The organism is Ruegeria sp. YKSD163, assembly GCF_059612905.1.
Window position 1 is genome coordinate 112,857 of sequence record NZ_JBXWRM010000009.1, and the last position, 12,654, is coordinate 125,510.

General features: G+C 62.5%; 15 protein-coding genes. 5 read left to right on the forward strand and 10 right to left on the reverse strand.

Features of this window, described 5'->3' with window-relative positions:
* Positions 1–18: 18 nt before the first annotated feature.
* Both AC2FNA_RS13520 and AC2FNA_RS13525 read right to left on the reverse strand, forming a co-directional pair.
* A complete protein-coding gene (locus AC2FNA_RS13520) occupies positions 19–204 on the reverse strand; it encodes a hypothetical protein (protein WP_234139223.1) in 186 nt (61 codons plus the stop codon).
* A gap of 141 nt (positions 205–345) precedes the next feature.
* A complete protein-coding gene (locus tag AC2FNA_RS13525) occupies positions 346–945 on the reverse strand; it encodes a L,D-transpeptidase (RefSeq protein WP_496827335.1) in 600 nt (199 codons plus the stop codon).
* A 167-nt stretch (positions 946–1,112) separates the two neighbouring features.
* Between AC2FNA_RS13525 and dalA the strand changes: the two genes are divergently transcribed.
* Complete coding sequence (gene dalA, locus AC2FNA_RS13530; RefSeq protein ID WP_496827337.1) at positions 1,113–1,625, forward strand: divisome-associated lipoprotein DalA; 513 nt, start codon at positions 1,113–1,115, stop codon at positions 1,623–1,625.
* A 68-nt stretch (positions 1,626–1,693) separates the two neighbouring features.
* Here dalA and ptsN read toward each other — a convergent pair whose 3' ends face one another.
* The 8 genes from ptsN to betB form a co-directional block, all read right to left on the reverse strand.
* Positions 1,694–2,158, reverse strand: a complete 465-nt coding sequence (gene ptsN, locus AC2FNA_RS13535; protein WP_234145286.1) for a PTS IIA-like nitrogen regulatory protein PtsN — start codon at positions 2,156–2,158, stop codon at positions 1,694–1,696.
* Between the two features lie 63 nt (positions 2,159–2,221).
* Entirely contained in the window at positions 2,222–2,785 is a 564-nt protein-coding gene (hpf, locus tag AC2FNA_RS13540; RefSeq protein WP_496827487.1) for a ribosome hibernation-promoting factor, HPF/YfiA family, read from the reverse strand.
* A gap of 247 nt (positions 2,786–3,032) precedes the next feature.
* Positions 3,033–3,791: an LPS export ABC transporter ATP-binding protein gene (gene lptB, locus AC2FNA_RS13545; protein ID WP_496827339.1), complete on the reverse strand. Its 759-nt coding sequence runs from the start codon at positions 3,789–3,791 to the stop codon at positions 3,033–3,035.
* Complete coding sequence (locus AC2FNA_RS13550; RefSeq protein WP_496827341.1) at positions 3,791–4,282, reverse strand: LptA/OstA family protein; 492 nt, start codon at positions 4,280–4,282, stop codon at positions 3,791–3,793. Before AC2FNA_RS13550 ends, lptB begins: the two co-directional genes overlap by 1 nt.
* Before the next feature lie 3 nt (positions 4,283–4,285).
* Positions 4,286–4,894 (reverse strand): hypothetical protein, encoded by a 609-nt coding sequence (locus AC2FNA_RS13555; protein ID WP_496827343.1) that lies wholly within the window; start codon positions 4,892–4,894, stop codon positions 4,286–4,288.
* A 3-nt stretch (positions 4,895–4,897) separates the two neighbouring features.
* Positions 4,898–5,866 (reverse strand): KpsF/GutQ family sugar-phosphate isomerase, encoded by a 969-nt coding sequence (locus AC2FNA_RS13560; protein WP_496827345.1) that lies wholly within the window; start codon positions 5,864–5,866, stop codon positions 4,898–4,900.
* Complete coding sequence (locus tag AC2FNA_RS13565; protein ID WP_496827347.1) at positions 5,863–6,477, reverse strand: ribonuclease D; 615 nt, start codon at positions 6,475–6,477, stop codon at positions 5,863–5,865. Before AC2FNA_RS13565 ends, AC2FNA_RS13560 begins: the two co-directional genes overlap by 4 nt.
* 265 nt (positions 6,478–6,742) lie before the next feature.
* The gene (gene betB / locus AC2FNA_RS13570) at positions 6,743–8,197 is read right to left on the reverse strand and encodes a betaine-aldehyde dehydrogenase (RefSeq protein WP_496827349.1); all 1,455 of its coding nucleotides are present in this window, start codon (positions 8,195–8,197) and stop codon (positions 6,743–6,745) included.
* Between the two features lie 181 nt (positions 8,198–8,378).
* Here betB and AC2FNA_RS13575 point away from each other — a divergent pair, with 181 nt between their 5' ends.
* The 4 genes from AC2FNA_RS13575 (at position 8,379) to AC2FNA_RS13590 (ending at position 12,654) form a co-directional block, all read left to right on the forward strand.
* Positions 8,379–8,708 carry a hypothetical protein gene (locus AC2FNA_RS13575; RefSeq protein ID WP_496827351.1) on the forward strand — a complete coding sequence of 110 codons (330 nt, stop codon included), beginning with the start codon at positions 8,379–8,381 and terminating at the stop codon, positions 8,706–8,708.
* 113 nt (positions 8,709–8,821) lie between these two features.
* Positions 8,822–10,084: an imelysin family protein gene (locus AC2FNA_RS13580; protein ID WP_496827352.1), complete on the forward strand. Its 1,263-nt coding sequence runs from the start codon at positions 8,822–8,824 to the stop codon at positions 10,082–10,084.
* 63 nt (positions 10,085–10,147) lie between these two features.
* Complete coding sequence (locus AC2FNA_RS13585; protein ID WP_496827354.1) at positions 10,148–11,167, forward strand: hypothetical protein; 1,020 nt, start codon at positions 10,148–10,150, stop codon at positions 11,165–11,167.
* The gene (locus AC2FNA_RS13590; protein WP_496827356.1) at positions 11,164–12,654 is read left to right on the forward strand and encodes a di-heme oxidoreductase family protein; all 1,491 of its coding nucleotides are present in this window, start codon (positions 11,164–11,166) and stop codon (positions 12,652–12,654) included. The genes AC2FNA_RS13585 and AC2FNA_RS13590 overlap by 4 nt, the downstream gene beginning before the upstream one ends.

Below are 12,654 nucleotides of genomic sequence, written 5' to 3' on the forward strand. Positions count from 1 at the left end.
TGGCGCTAGGCCAATCTATTAGTTGTTGGCTGCAACAGCGGCGCCGACCAGAACCAGCAGGATCAGGGGCAGCAGGATGCCGCTCGACGAGCTCTGGGTCTCTTCGACGATGACCGGTGCTTCGACAACCGGCTCGGCCAGGTTGCCAGCGAAAGCGGTCGATGCGGCAGCGGACAGAGCAGCGGCGAGAACGAGTTTCTTCATGTTAACCTCCAGAATTTGCGCGATTCATCAATTTTTGAACCGCGCACCCAAGACTTACCTCGTGAGTTTTTTCTAATCAGCTATGCGGTTGGAATGCAAACGGTTGTTGCGCGACAAGCTGCTTTGCCTGCCGAAATGTCGTCAAATTAGCAACACCTGCGTGCCAACTTTGGTCAGATCGAACAGCTGGGCGATATGCTCGTTGTAAAGACCGATGCAGCCATTGGATGATCTGCGGCCGATCTTGCGCGTGTCATGGGTTCCATGAATGCGATAGTATTTCCAGCTGAGGTAGAGCGCATGGGTGCCCAGCGGGTTGTCAGGCCCCGGCGGGATGTAATCGGGCCATTCCGGGTTGCGTTTCTTCATCGATGGGGTCGGGGCCCAACTGGGACCGACAACCTTGCGAATCACGCTGGTGCGGCCACGGCGGGTCAGCTCATCGGTAAGCGGAACCGAAGATGGGAACAGCCGATAGACGCTTTGGTCCTCGGACCAGTAATGAAGCGCACGCGATACGGTATCGACCAGAATGGCACCGTTACGGGTGTTCGAGAAATAGGGTTGCCAGTCAAGCGCGCGGAAGCTGGAGATATTCCGACGGACCGGCGGCTCGGGTTCGGGCGCAGGGCGCAGCGGGTCTTCGGAGGTGAATTGTGCCAGCGTGGGCGTGCCGAGCACCGAGGCGGCACCGACAATGAAGCTACGCCGGGTCGAAAGTGAGGTGGGTTTCTTGACCATCAAAAGGACCTTTACGCAGAAATTCACAGGATAGTGTGCATAATATGGCCTTAGGGACGCAGTCGCAAATCAAACCGTACCCATATGTCGCCTGAGATAGAGGCAGGATTTGCATCGCAACCGGTCAAAGGTTATCTGAGAGGCCGACAATAGGATGCGGTGTGACCATGACGCGACTGATTTCCATTCTTCTTGCTTGTTTTCTGGCGCTGGCCGCCTGTACCGATACCGGGGGTCCGACGCAGCTTGGCTCGGACGGCAAACCGTTGCCCAAGGTCTACCGGATTCGCGGCGATGCCTCGAAGTTGCAGTTCAGGATGCTCGATTCGGTCAATGCCCTGCGGCAGGCATCGGGTCTGCTGCCGGTGCAGCTCAATCCTGAACTGAACGCGGCCGCAGCCACCCATGCGCGCGACATGTCGGTGCAGAATCGGCCGTGGCATTTCGGGTCTGACGGGTCGTCACCGATCGACCGTGCCCGCCGTGCCGGCTATCCTGGCGTCTTCTTGGGCGAGGCGATCTCGGAGACGTATGAAACCGAGGTCGAGACGCTGGCGGCCTGGATGGAACAACCCGGCCCGCGCTCCGTCATCCTGGACCCCAAAGCAACCATGATGGGATTTGCGTGGTTCCAGGAAAACAACGGCAAGATCTGGTGGGCCCTGGAAATGGGGGCCTGAACTCCTGACGTGACGTCGCAAGCAAAAAGGGCCCCGAGGGGGCCCTTCTTTCGTGCCGAACACGTCAATCACGCCGCCTGAAGTGGATGTGATTCGGTCAGGATGGCATAGAGTTTGGTCGGATCCGGGTTGGCCCGAAGCTTGGTGCAGACCGACTGCTCGCGCAGGGTGCGCGAGACCAGCGCCAAAGCCTTGAGGTGCTCGACACCGGCGTCCTCGGGTGCAAAAAGCGCAAATGCCAGGTCGACCGGCTGGCGGTCGACGGCACCGAAATCGAGCGGTTTCTCCAGCAGGACGAAGACGCCCGCCACCTGTTCCAGGCCTTTGAGCCGGGCATGTGGCAGCGCGACGCCGTGACCTACACCGGTTGGCCCCAGACTCTCGCGCTCAAGCAGAGCCTCAAGCATTTCCTGAGCGTCCAGCTTTAGGCTCACTTCAGCCAAGTCCGTGATTTCCTGAAATAATCTCTTCTTGCTCGACGCGGCGCCGATGACGCGGACCGCGTTGGGCTTGAGGATGCTCGAAAGCTCCATAAGGTCTTGCTCCTCGCGCGCGCCACCGGCGGTGCCGGGCGCGCGCAGTTCGTGTCTTGCCTATTACGGATCGATCCAGCCGATGTTGCCGTCTTCGCGGCGGTACACGACGTTCAACCCGTCCTTGCTTTCATTCCGAAACACCAGCACCGGGGCGCCAGCCAGTTCCATCTGCATCACGGCCTCGCCAACTGACAGCGATGGAATCTTGGTCTCCATTTCGGCGACGATCATCGGCTGCAGCGAGTCGGGCTCGCTTTGCGCGTCCGGTTCTTCCGAGGCGAGGATATAGGACGAGGCTCCGAAGAGTTCAACCGGCTCGACCCGGTCCTTGTGGTGGTCCTTCAGTCGTCGCTTGTAGCGGCGCAGTTGCTTGTCCATCTTCTCGCAACAGCTGTCGAACGCTGCATAGATCTCGGTTGCGTGGGCCTTGGCCTGGGCAGTCAGGCCGGTCGACAGATGAACGGTGGCTTCGCATACATATTCATGCGCCGAACGGGAAAACACGACATGGGCGTCGGTGGGACGCTGCGCATATTTCGACACCACCTCACCCAGTTCGGTCTGAACGTGGTTTTGCAAGGCCGCACCGATGTCGATCTGTTTTCCGCTGATTTGATAACGCATGTGATCTCCTTCACAAATTTCACCCTTATTGACGCCGCGAAATGCGGCTTGCCTGTTATTTTCGGGTGACGGGAATTGACGCGGCGCCGGGTTGCGGCTGTTTGTTCCCTTCTCTGAAGGGGTGACCAGAAACAGCTTCGATCCGGTGCTTTGCCATAGCCCAATTGAGGCAAGAGACGCGCCCGCTGTCAATGGCAACCGCGCGGGCGCGACATGATTTCCACCAGTCGTTGAGTCTTTGTAAGGATCAGGAGATGCGGAAATTCTCGCCAAGATAGACGCGGCGGACATTCTCGTTCTCCACCACTTCCTCGGGGCTGCCCGACATCAGCACCTGCCCGTCATGCAGGATATAGGCGCGGTCGACGATTTCGAGGGTTTCGCGCACGTTGTGGTCGGTAATCAGAACGCCGATGCCTCGATTCTTGAGGTCAGAGACCAGATGCCGGATATCGCCCACACTGATCGGATCGACCCCGGCAAAGGGTTCGTCCAACAGCAGGTATTTCGGATCGGCGGCCAGACAGCGGGCAATCTCGACCCGGCGGCGTTCGCCGCCAGACAGCGCCAGTGCAGGGGCGCGGCGGAGGTGTTCGATCGAGAAGTCCGACAACAGCTCTTCCAGCCGCTCGCGCCGCTTGTGGGCGTGTTTCTGGGTGATATCGAGCACCGAAAGGATGTTGTCTTCGACGCTGAGCCCGCGAAAGATCGACATTTCCTGTGGCAGATAGCCGATCCCCATCCGAGCGCGGCGATACATCGGAAGGGTGGTCACATTCTGTCCGTCGATGATGACTTTTCCCGCCTCGGGAAAGACCAGCCCCGCCACCGAGTAGAAGGTGGTCGTCTTTCCAGATCCGTTCGGTCCCAGCAGTGCCACCACCTCAGATCGGCCAAGCGTCATCGTGACGTCACGGATCACCGTTTTCTTGCGGTAAGACTTCCGTAACTTCTCGATTCTGAGGCCCGAGGAGCCCTCGGTCACGGTCAGCTGGGGTTTGCTCATCAGTCGCCGTCCGAGTTGAGGATGGTTTTCACGCGACCAACCATCTGGGCGGTGCCCGAAGTCAGGTTGACGGTCATCTTTCCTGAACTCAGCGCATTCTTGCCCTGGGTCAGCAGGACATCACCCGTCATCACGATGACACCGGTACCGATGGTGTAATCGGCGCGCTGGGCCTGAGCGGCGTCGGGGCCGCTGACCAGCACAACGTCGCCCGTGGCCTCCAGCCGTTCGATCCCCGAGGCCTGCTGATTGTAGATCACCAGCACCCGTTTGGCCGACAGCCGCATCTCGCCCTGCGAGACCATCACATTGCCCTGAAACTCGGCCGAGCCGTCCTCCTGGCTTACATCAAGGGTGTCGGCGGTCACTTCGACCGGCAGCGTCGGGTCGGCCTTGACGGCCCCAAAAGCAACCTTTGTGCCCTCGGCCTGCGCCGCAACGGCACCCAGGGCCAGGACGAGGCCCAGGATCAATGCACGAATTTCGATCACACGTTATCTTTCCGCAGCTTTCGGGTCATATAGCAGTTTCACGCCATTCTTGAAACGAATATGGACAGGGCCATCCTCGTTTTCAGCCCCCATTTGCATAGAACCTGCTGTAAACTCTCCGATAGGTCCGGTTCCGCGCACGCTGCCAGGGGTTTCACCGGATATTCCGCTCAACCCTGCGTTGAGTTGCTCGGTGGTCACCGTCAGCCCATCCGAGGTGGTTATCACCACGTTGCCGGTAAAGATCGCCAGGTCCTTGTCCATTTGCACGGTGCCCAGATTCGAGGTCAGCCGGATCCGCCTTCCCCCCAGCAAGAGCAGCTCGGCGACAAGGTCGGTAGCCTCGGCGGGTGCGTTATCGCCACCCGGTCGGGCCAGCGTTGCCTGCACCTGGATCTGTTCGCCCTTTGGGGTGACTGCTGAAAAGAACGGGCCTGTGACCTGCTGGCCGCGGGTTCGGTCGGCAATCTCATCCTCGGCAAAGGGAATCGGGCTAACGCTATCCGTCCCGCGCGACGACAGCAGGAACACGGCTGACAGCAGACCTAGTGCAGTTAGGGGCAACAGCACCTTGAGGTATTGGACAACCCGGGAATAGCTGTCGACCGCCATCGCCTAGCCCAGTCCGACGCGCAGACAGTCGTGGATATGCAGCAGGCCGCGCGCGACGCCCGGCTCGGCCGGATCGACCACGAAGAGCGAGGTGATCTTACGCGCGTTCATGATCGCTACCGCTTCCTCGGCCAGCGCATCGGGGGCGATGGTGGTCGGGTTGGCGGTCATCACCTGGGCGGCGGTCTTGTCCAGCAGGCCGGACATGTGGCGGCGCAGGTCGCCATCGGTGACGATACCTGCCAGATGGCCGGCATCATCGGTGACCCCGACCACGCCAAAGCCCTTGCGGCTGATCTCCAGCAGCGCCTCGCTCATCGGGGTGTTGGCAGCGATCAGCGGCACTGCCTCGCCCCCGTGCATCAGATCCGATACCCGGCTGAGCCGCGCGCCCAGCTTGCCGCCGGGATGGAAGACGCGAAAGTTCTCGGGCCGGAAATCGCGATATTTCATCAGCGCGATGGCCAGTGCATCGCCCATGGCCAGCGTCAATGTGGTCGAGATCGACGGCACCATGCCAAAGCCGCAGGCCTCGCCCAGCGCCGGGATCAGCAGATGCACATCCGCCTGCTGCATCAGCGAGCTTTCGGGTTTGCTGGACAAACCGATCAGCGGAATGCCGAAGCGGCGGGTAAAGGCCAGCAGGTTGGCCAGTTCCGGCGCCTCGCCCGAGTTCGAGATGGCCAGCACCACGTCGTCCTCGGAGAGCATTCCCAGATCGCCATGGCTGGCTTCGGCCGGGTGCACGAAATAGGCGGGCGTGCCGGTGCTGGCCAGGGTGGCGGCAATCTTGTGGCCGATATGGCCCGATTTGCCGATGCCCGAAACGATCACGCGCCCCTTGGTGCGCAGGATCAGGTCCACGGCCTCGGCAAAATCGTCTCCCAGGCTCTCAGACAGCGCGTCAAGCGCCCGGGCCTCGTCCAGCACCACCTGGCGCGCGGTATCGATGAAAGAACTGCGGTCGGTCATGAGTGGGCAAAGATATCGGTTTCGGGCCAACCCACAAGATCAAGCCGCGCCCGCGTTGGCAGGAAATCAAAGCAGGATTGCGCCAAGTCGGCGCGGCCTTCGCGCGCCAGCCGGCCATCCAGCGCCTCGCGCAGACGGTGCAGATAGAGGACATCGGATGCGGCATAATCCAATTGTGCATCTGTGAGCGTTTCGGCGCCCCAATCGCTCATCTGCTGCTGTTTCGAGATATCGACGCCCAGCAACTCCTGGCACAGGTTCTTGAGCCCGTGGCGGTCGGTATAGGTGCGCACCAGGCGGCTGGCGATCTTGGTGCAATAGACCGGTGCGGTCAGGGCGCCAAAGGCGTGATAGAGCGCAGCAATGTCGAAACGGCCGAAATGAAAGAGCTTCAGCACACCGGAGTTTTCGAGCATCGCGCACAGGTTGGGCGCGGCGGTCTGGCCCTTTTCAACCTGCACGATATGGGTGTTTCCGTCGCCGCCCGACATCTGGATCACACAGAGACGGTCGCGATGGGGGTTCAGCCCCATGGTCTCGCAGTCGATGGCCACCACGGGGCCCAGATCCAGCCCGTCGGGCAGGTCGTTCTTGTAGAGGTGATTTACCACGGAAAAGTCCTTTGCGCCGTACCGACCCCGAAATAGGCGCTTTGGGCGCCGAACTCAACTGTGGGTGCGGGTCAGGTCGCTTCCAAGGTCTTGTTGGTCGGACATTTCTTGCGACGGACCACATGCCGCGCGTGGGAAATGAGTATTTATGACCAGAAAGAAGCCCCAGCGCTTGGGCTTCTTTCTGGTCATAAATACTCCCGCCGGAGGCTCCTGCCCTCGCGGCTTGCGCTGAGGGCAGGGAAAGGGTGCGCGCTGGCCGCGTTCAATATGGCGCTTCGAGATCGTTCATCGAGACAAACACCGTCTTCATTTCCGAGAAATGGTTGATCGCCAGTTTCGAGTTTTCGCGCCCAACGCCCGACTGTTTCGAACCGCCAAAGGGCGCCTCGACCGGGGCCAGATTATAGGTGTTGATATAGCAGGTGCCCGCCTCGAACCCGGCCACCATCCGGTGGGCGCGGGTGATGTCGCGGGTAAAGACGCCCGCGGCGAGGCCGAACTCGGTGGCATTGGCGCGCGCCAGCACCTCTTCCTCGGTGTCGAAGTCGAGAACCGACATGACCGGGCCGAAAATCTCTTCCCGCGCGATGGTCATGTCATCGGTTACATCGGCAAACATGGTGGGCAGCAGGTAGAAACCGTCGCGATCCAGCCGGGTGCCGCCATAAACCAGCCGTGCGCCCTCGGCCTTGCCCTTGTCGACATAACCCAGGACGATGTTCATCTGCGCCTCGCTGACCATCGGCCCGAAATTGGTGGCCGGGTCCATCGGGTCGCCGATCACCGCCGTTGCCAGACGCTCGGCCAGGCGGGACAGGAACGCCTCCTTGATGCCTTTCTGTACAAAGACGCGGGTCCCGTTCGAGCAGACCTGACCCGAGGAATAGAAGTTGCCCAGAATGGCGCCCGAGACCGCGTTTTCGATATCGGCGTCGTCGAACACGACCAGCGGCGACTTGCCGCCCAGTTCCATCGTGACGTGCTTGATGCTTTCGGCGGCGGCGGCATAGACCCGGCGCCCGGTGGGGACCGAACCGGTGAGCGATACCTTGGCGACGCGCGGATCGGTGACCAGGGACGCGCCGACATCGCCATAGCCCTGCACAACGTTATAGATACCCTTGGGCGCCCCGGCCTCGACCAGGATTTCGGCGACCTTGAGGGCCGAGAGGGGGGTGGTCTCGGATGGCTTGAACACCATGGTGTTGCCGCAGGCCAACGCGGGCGCGCCTTTCCAGCAGGCGATCTGGGTGGGATAGTTCCAGGCGCCGATGCCGGCGCAGACGCCCAGCGCCTCGCGGACGGTATAGGCGAAATCACCGCCACCCAGCGGGATATGCTCTCCGGTCAGCGACCCGGCCAGCCCGCCGAAGTACTCCAGCGCATCGGCGCCCGAGGTGGCATCGGCAACGGTGGTTTCCTGAATGGGTTTGCCGGTGTCATGGGTCTCGATCACCGACAGGTCGTGGTTGCGGGCGCGCATGATGTCGGCGGCGCGGCGCAGGATGCGGCCACGTTCGGTCCCGGTCATCGCGGCCCATTTCGCCTGCGCCTGCCGCGCGGCCTCGAGCGCCTGATCGATGATCGCGGGTGTGGCCGAGTGCAACCGGGCGATCACTTCGCCGGTGGCGGGATAGATCACGTCGATCACGGCGCCTGCCGTGTCCTCGACATAGGCGCCATTGATGAAATGGCTCGCTTCTGGCTGGAACTTCATGATGCGTCCTTTGTGCCGGTGCCGGAGATGTTGGGGAGTCGTTTCGGATCTTCTACGAGCATGTTGATTGGCCAGTCAATAAAAAAAGATTCAGGCGAAAAGAGGGGCGATAAACGGGCAGAGTTGAAAATGTTCTCTAAATGTTCTATATTGGATCCATGGAACATGGAGGGTGGACGCCATGACTCAGCATTACGACGCCATGCCCCAAATGGGGCCGAGCAACGATTATCATCTGCTGCCGGTGACCGAGAAACAGTTGCGCTTTGCGCGCTCGATCGCTGCCTGTGCCTCGCTGGACATCCCGATCGAGGCGCAGCGCGACCGGCGCATGTTGTCGGCTTGGATCTCGGCCCATCGCGCGCCCGAATCGTCTCCCTTCGACCGGTATCCCTCGGGCAAGCAGGTCGCCTATGCTGAGCGGATCGCACGGGCCAAGCGGCGGGCCGTGCCCTCGGAATGTTTCCACGACAAGGCGGCCATGTCGGCCTGGATCGACCGCAACAAGTGATCGGCGTCATCGTGGTGTTGACTTAACTGACAATTTTAGTCAGATATGGGGAAAGCCAGACCGGCCGGCACGGCCCGTCAAGCCGCGCCTGACAACATCCAAGGATATTCGCCATGAAAACCCGTGTCTTCGCCGCTGCGGCGCTGGCTTTTTCGTGTTCCGTGCCCGCCTGGGCTGCCGACCGTGCCGCCGTTCTGACCACCTATGCCGACATTGCCGAGGCCAAGTATCAAGACAGCCTGATCACCGCCCGCGCGCTTCAGGTCGCGGTCGATGCGCTGATCGCCGATCCCTCGGCCCAAACGCTGGCCGCCGCCAAACAGGCCTGGCTTGCCGCCCGCGATCCCTATCAGCAGACCGAGGTTTATCGCTTCGGCAATGCTATCGTCGATGATTGGGAGGGCAAGGTGAATGCCTGGCCGCTGGACGAGGGGCTGATCGACTATGTCGATGCCTCCTACCCCGGGGCGACCGATGAAAACGGCTATGCCGCGCTGAACGTGATCGCGACGCCTGTGTTCGACCTGTCCGGTACGACCATCGACGCCAGCCAGATCACGCCCGAGCTGCTATCGGGTACCCTGCACGAAGCGGATGGGGTCGAGGCGAATGTAGCGACCGGTTATCACGCCATCGAGTTCCTGCTCTGGGGGCAGGATCTGAACGGCACGGGTCCGGGCGCGGGCAACCGGCCCTGGACCGACTACGCGCCCGGTGCCGATTGCACTGGTGGCAATTGCGACCGGCGTGGCGCCTATCTGCAGGCGGCGACCGACCTCCTGGTCTCGGACCTGGAATGGATGGCCGCGCAATGGGCGCCGGGCGGCGACGCCCGTACCTCGGTCACGGCGGACGAGACCGTTGGCCTGGTGGCGATACTGACCGGCATGGGCAGCCTCAGCTATGGAGAGCAGGCGGGCGAGCGCATGCGGCTGGGCCTGTTGCTGAACGATCCCGAGGAAGAGCATGACTGTTTCTCGGACAACACCCACAACAGCCATTACTTCGACGGGCTGGGTATCCGGAACGTCTATTTGGGCAGCTATACCCGTGTTGACGGCGCAGTGATCTCGGGCGCCTCACTGTCCGATCTGGTGGCCGATGCCGACCCGGCGCTGGATGCCGAGGTCAAGGACAGGCTCAACATCACGATGGACGCGCTGGGCGCCATCCGCACCGCCGCTGAGGGCGGGTTTGCCTATGATCAAATGCTGGCGCGCGGCAATGCCGAAGGCGAGGCGCTGATCATGGCGGGCGTCGACGGGCTGGTCGAGCAGGCCCGTTCGTTCCAGCGCCTGTTCCGGGTGCTGGGCCTCGACGATATCGCTTTCGAAGGCTCGGAGTCGCTCGATAACCCCAGCGCTGTGTTTCACTAACCCCATCCTCAGCACAGCAAGCGACACATGCCCGCCAAGCTGCTCATCCAAGAAAGTAGCATCATGACTTACAGACACCTCGCGGCGCTGACTGGCGCCGCCGCTCTCTTTGCGGGCGCAGTGCAGGCGCAAGAAGCGCCTGGCTTTACCTGGGAAGGTTCGCTGGAGCTGGAATACGCCCGCACCTTCAAATCAGACACGCCAGGCAATGAATTCGGCGCCGCCACCGGTACGCTGGAGCTGTCGGGGGCCTACCGGTTCAACGACACTGTCAGTGTCTTTGCCGCCCTGACCGGCGAGAGCCTGAATGACCCCACCCCCGGCGACCGGAACTTCACCGACTGGGGCCTCTATATCAAGGAACTGGGGGTGCAGATCGAAACCGGTTCGGCCAGTTTCCAGCTGGGCAAGGTCTCGCCCAGCTTTGGTATCGCCTGGGATCAGACGGCGGGGTTCTTTGCCGCCGATCTGGCCGAGGATTACGAATTGACCGAGCAGTTGGGCGCGCTGGTCGCGGTCGATCTTGGTACCGCGGGAACGCTGCATGCGGGCCTGTTCTATGCCGATGACACCGCGCTGAGCCGGTCTGCCGGGTTCCGCCGGGGTCGCAACACCAGTGCAGCGGGTGGCGCGGGCAATACCGGGCAGCTCGACAATGGCGCGGTGACGTGGATCAAGTCCTTTGGCGAAACCGAACTGCGTCTGGGCCTGCGGCATCTCAGCCGGGGCGCGGGGGATGTGAAATCGGAAAACGGGGTGGTGGCCAGCCTGTTCCATTCCTTTCATCACATGCCGCTCGATCTCTTTGCCGAGGTCGCCAGCTTCAGCGGCTATGGTGGTACCGCTGATGACGCCACCTATGCCATGCTCAACGCCGCCTATGCGCTGGGCGACGTGACCCTGTCGGGCACCTATGCCCGGCGCGATATCGACAGCACCGGGGTGACCGAACTGTTTTCAATCGGGGCTGAATACGAGTTCGGCGAGCGCTACCTTGTGGGCGCGGCGCTGGCGCGCGTGGAAGAGGTAGGGGCTGTGGATCACGTGTTTGGTGTCAATTGCGAGATCGCATTGGGCGAATGAGCGGCGGGGGGCCTCATATCCTCCGGGTGCGACGGGTGGTCTCTGCCTGTTGTCGGGGGCCCCTTGTCCCGTTGCTGGCGCTATCTGCCTTGGGCCTCGGCGCAGAGGCCCAGCCGCGCAGCACAGATGAACGCGAGAGGATCGCTACCGTAACGGCCCCGGCAACGGGGTTCACAGCGGCGGAACCCTTTGAGCAGTTGCCCGGTGGCGCCGCCACGGTTTCGGGCGATTTGGGGCGCGATGCCTTCTCGCGCCCTTCCGCCAATATGGGCTTTGAGCGGGAACTGGATTTCCACCTGGGTCAGGCCCTGTTCGACAAGCTCTGGGTGGCGTCACCCTCCTCGACCAACGCATCCGACGGGCTGGGGCCGCTCTACAATGCGCGCAGTTGTCAGGCTTGCCATATCCGCGACGGGCGCGGCCAGCCCATGGGCGGACCGGGGCTGGTGCTGCGGGTCGGCAGGGTCCTTGGTGACGCGGTGCTGCCCGATCCGCTGTTCGGATTACAGATTCAGGACAGCGCCGTGCCCGGCCTGCGGCCCGAAGCGCGGATCGCGGTGAGCTATACCGAGACCGAGGTCTCCCTGAACGGGGGCGAGGTGGCGGTTCTGCGCAAGCCCCGATACCGGCTGGACGCGGCGCAAGGCGCGCTGCACAGCAAAAGCGCGCTCAGCCCCCGACTGGCGCCGCAGATGATCGGGCTGGGCCTGCTCGAAGCGATCCCCGAGGCCGAGATCATGGTTCATGCCGATCCGGACGACCGCGATGGCGACGGCATATCGGGGCGGCCCAACCGGGTGCATGATCCCGCGACCGGGCAAGAGGGGCTGGGCCGGTTCGGGTGGAAGGCAGGCGCGGCCTCGGTCCTGAATCAGACCGCCGCTGCCTTCGCCTCGGATATCGGCATCTCTTCTCCGCTGCGCCCCGCGCCATGGGGCGATTGCACCGGATCGCAAATGGAATGTCGGAACGCCCCGCATGGCGATGGCGATCCGCGCGGCGCCGAGATCGACGGCCCGGCGCTGGCGCTGACCGCGTTCTACAGCCGCAACCTTGCCGTACCGGCGCGGCGGGATCTGGATGACCCCGACGTGTTGCGGGGCAAGCGGGTGTTCTATGGCATCGGCTGTCCGTCCTGCCATGTCCCCAAGCATGTGACCGCCCGGCTGAGCGATCAGCCCGAGCAGAGCTTTCAGCTGATCTGGCCCTATACCGACCTGTTGCTGCATGACATGGGCGAGGGGCTGGCCGACCGGCTGCCGCAAGGAGTGGCAAGCGGGCGCGAATGGCGCACCGCTCCGCTTTGGGGGATTGGCCTGACCGAGCAGGTCAGCGGAGAGGCGCGTTTCCTGCATGACGGGCGGGCGCGCACATTGCTTGAAGCGGTGCTCTGGCACGGGGGCGAGGCTGCGGCGCAGCGCGACCGGGTGATCGCCCTGATGCCCGAGGACCGCGCCGCCCTGATCCGGTTTCTGGAGAGTCTCTGA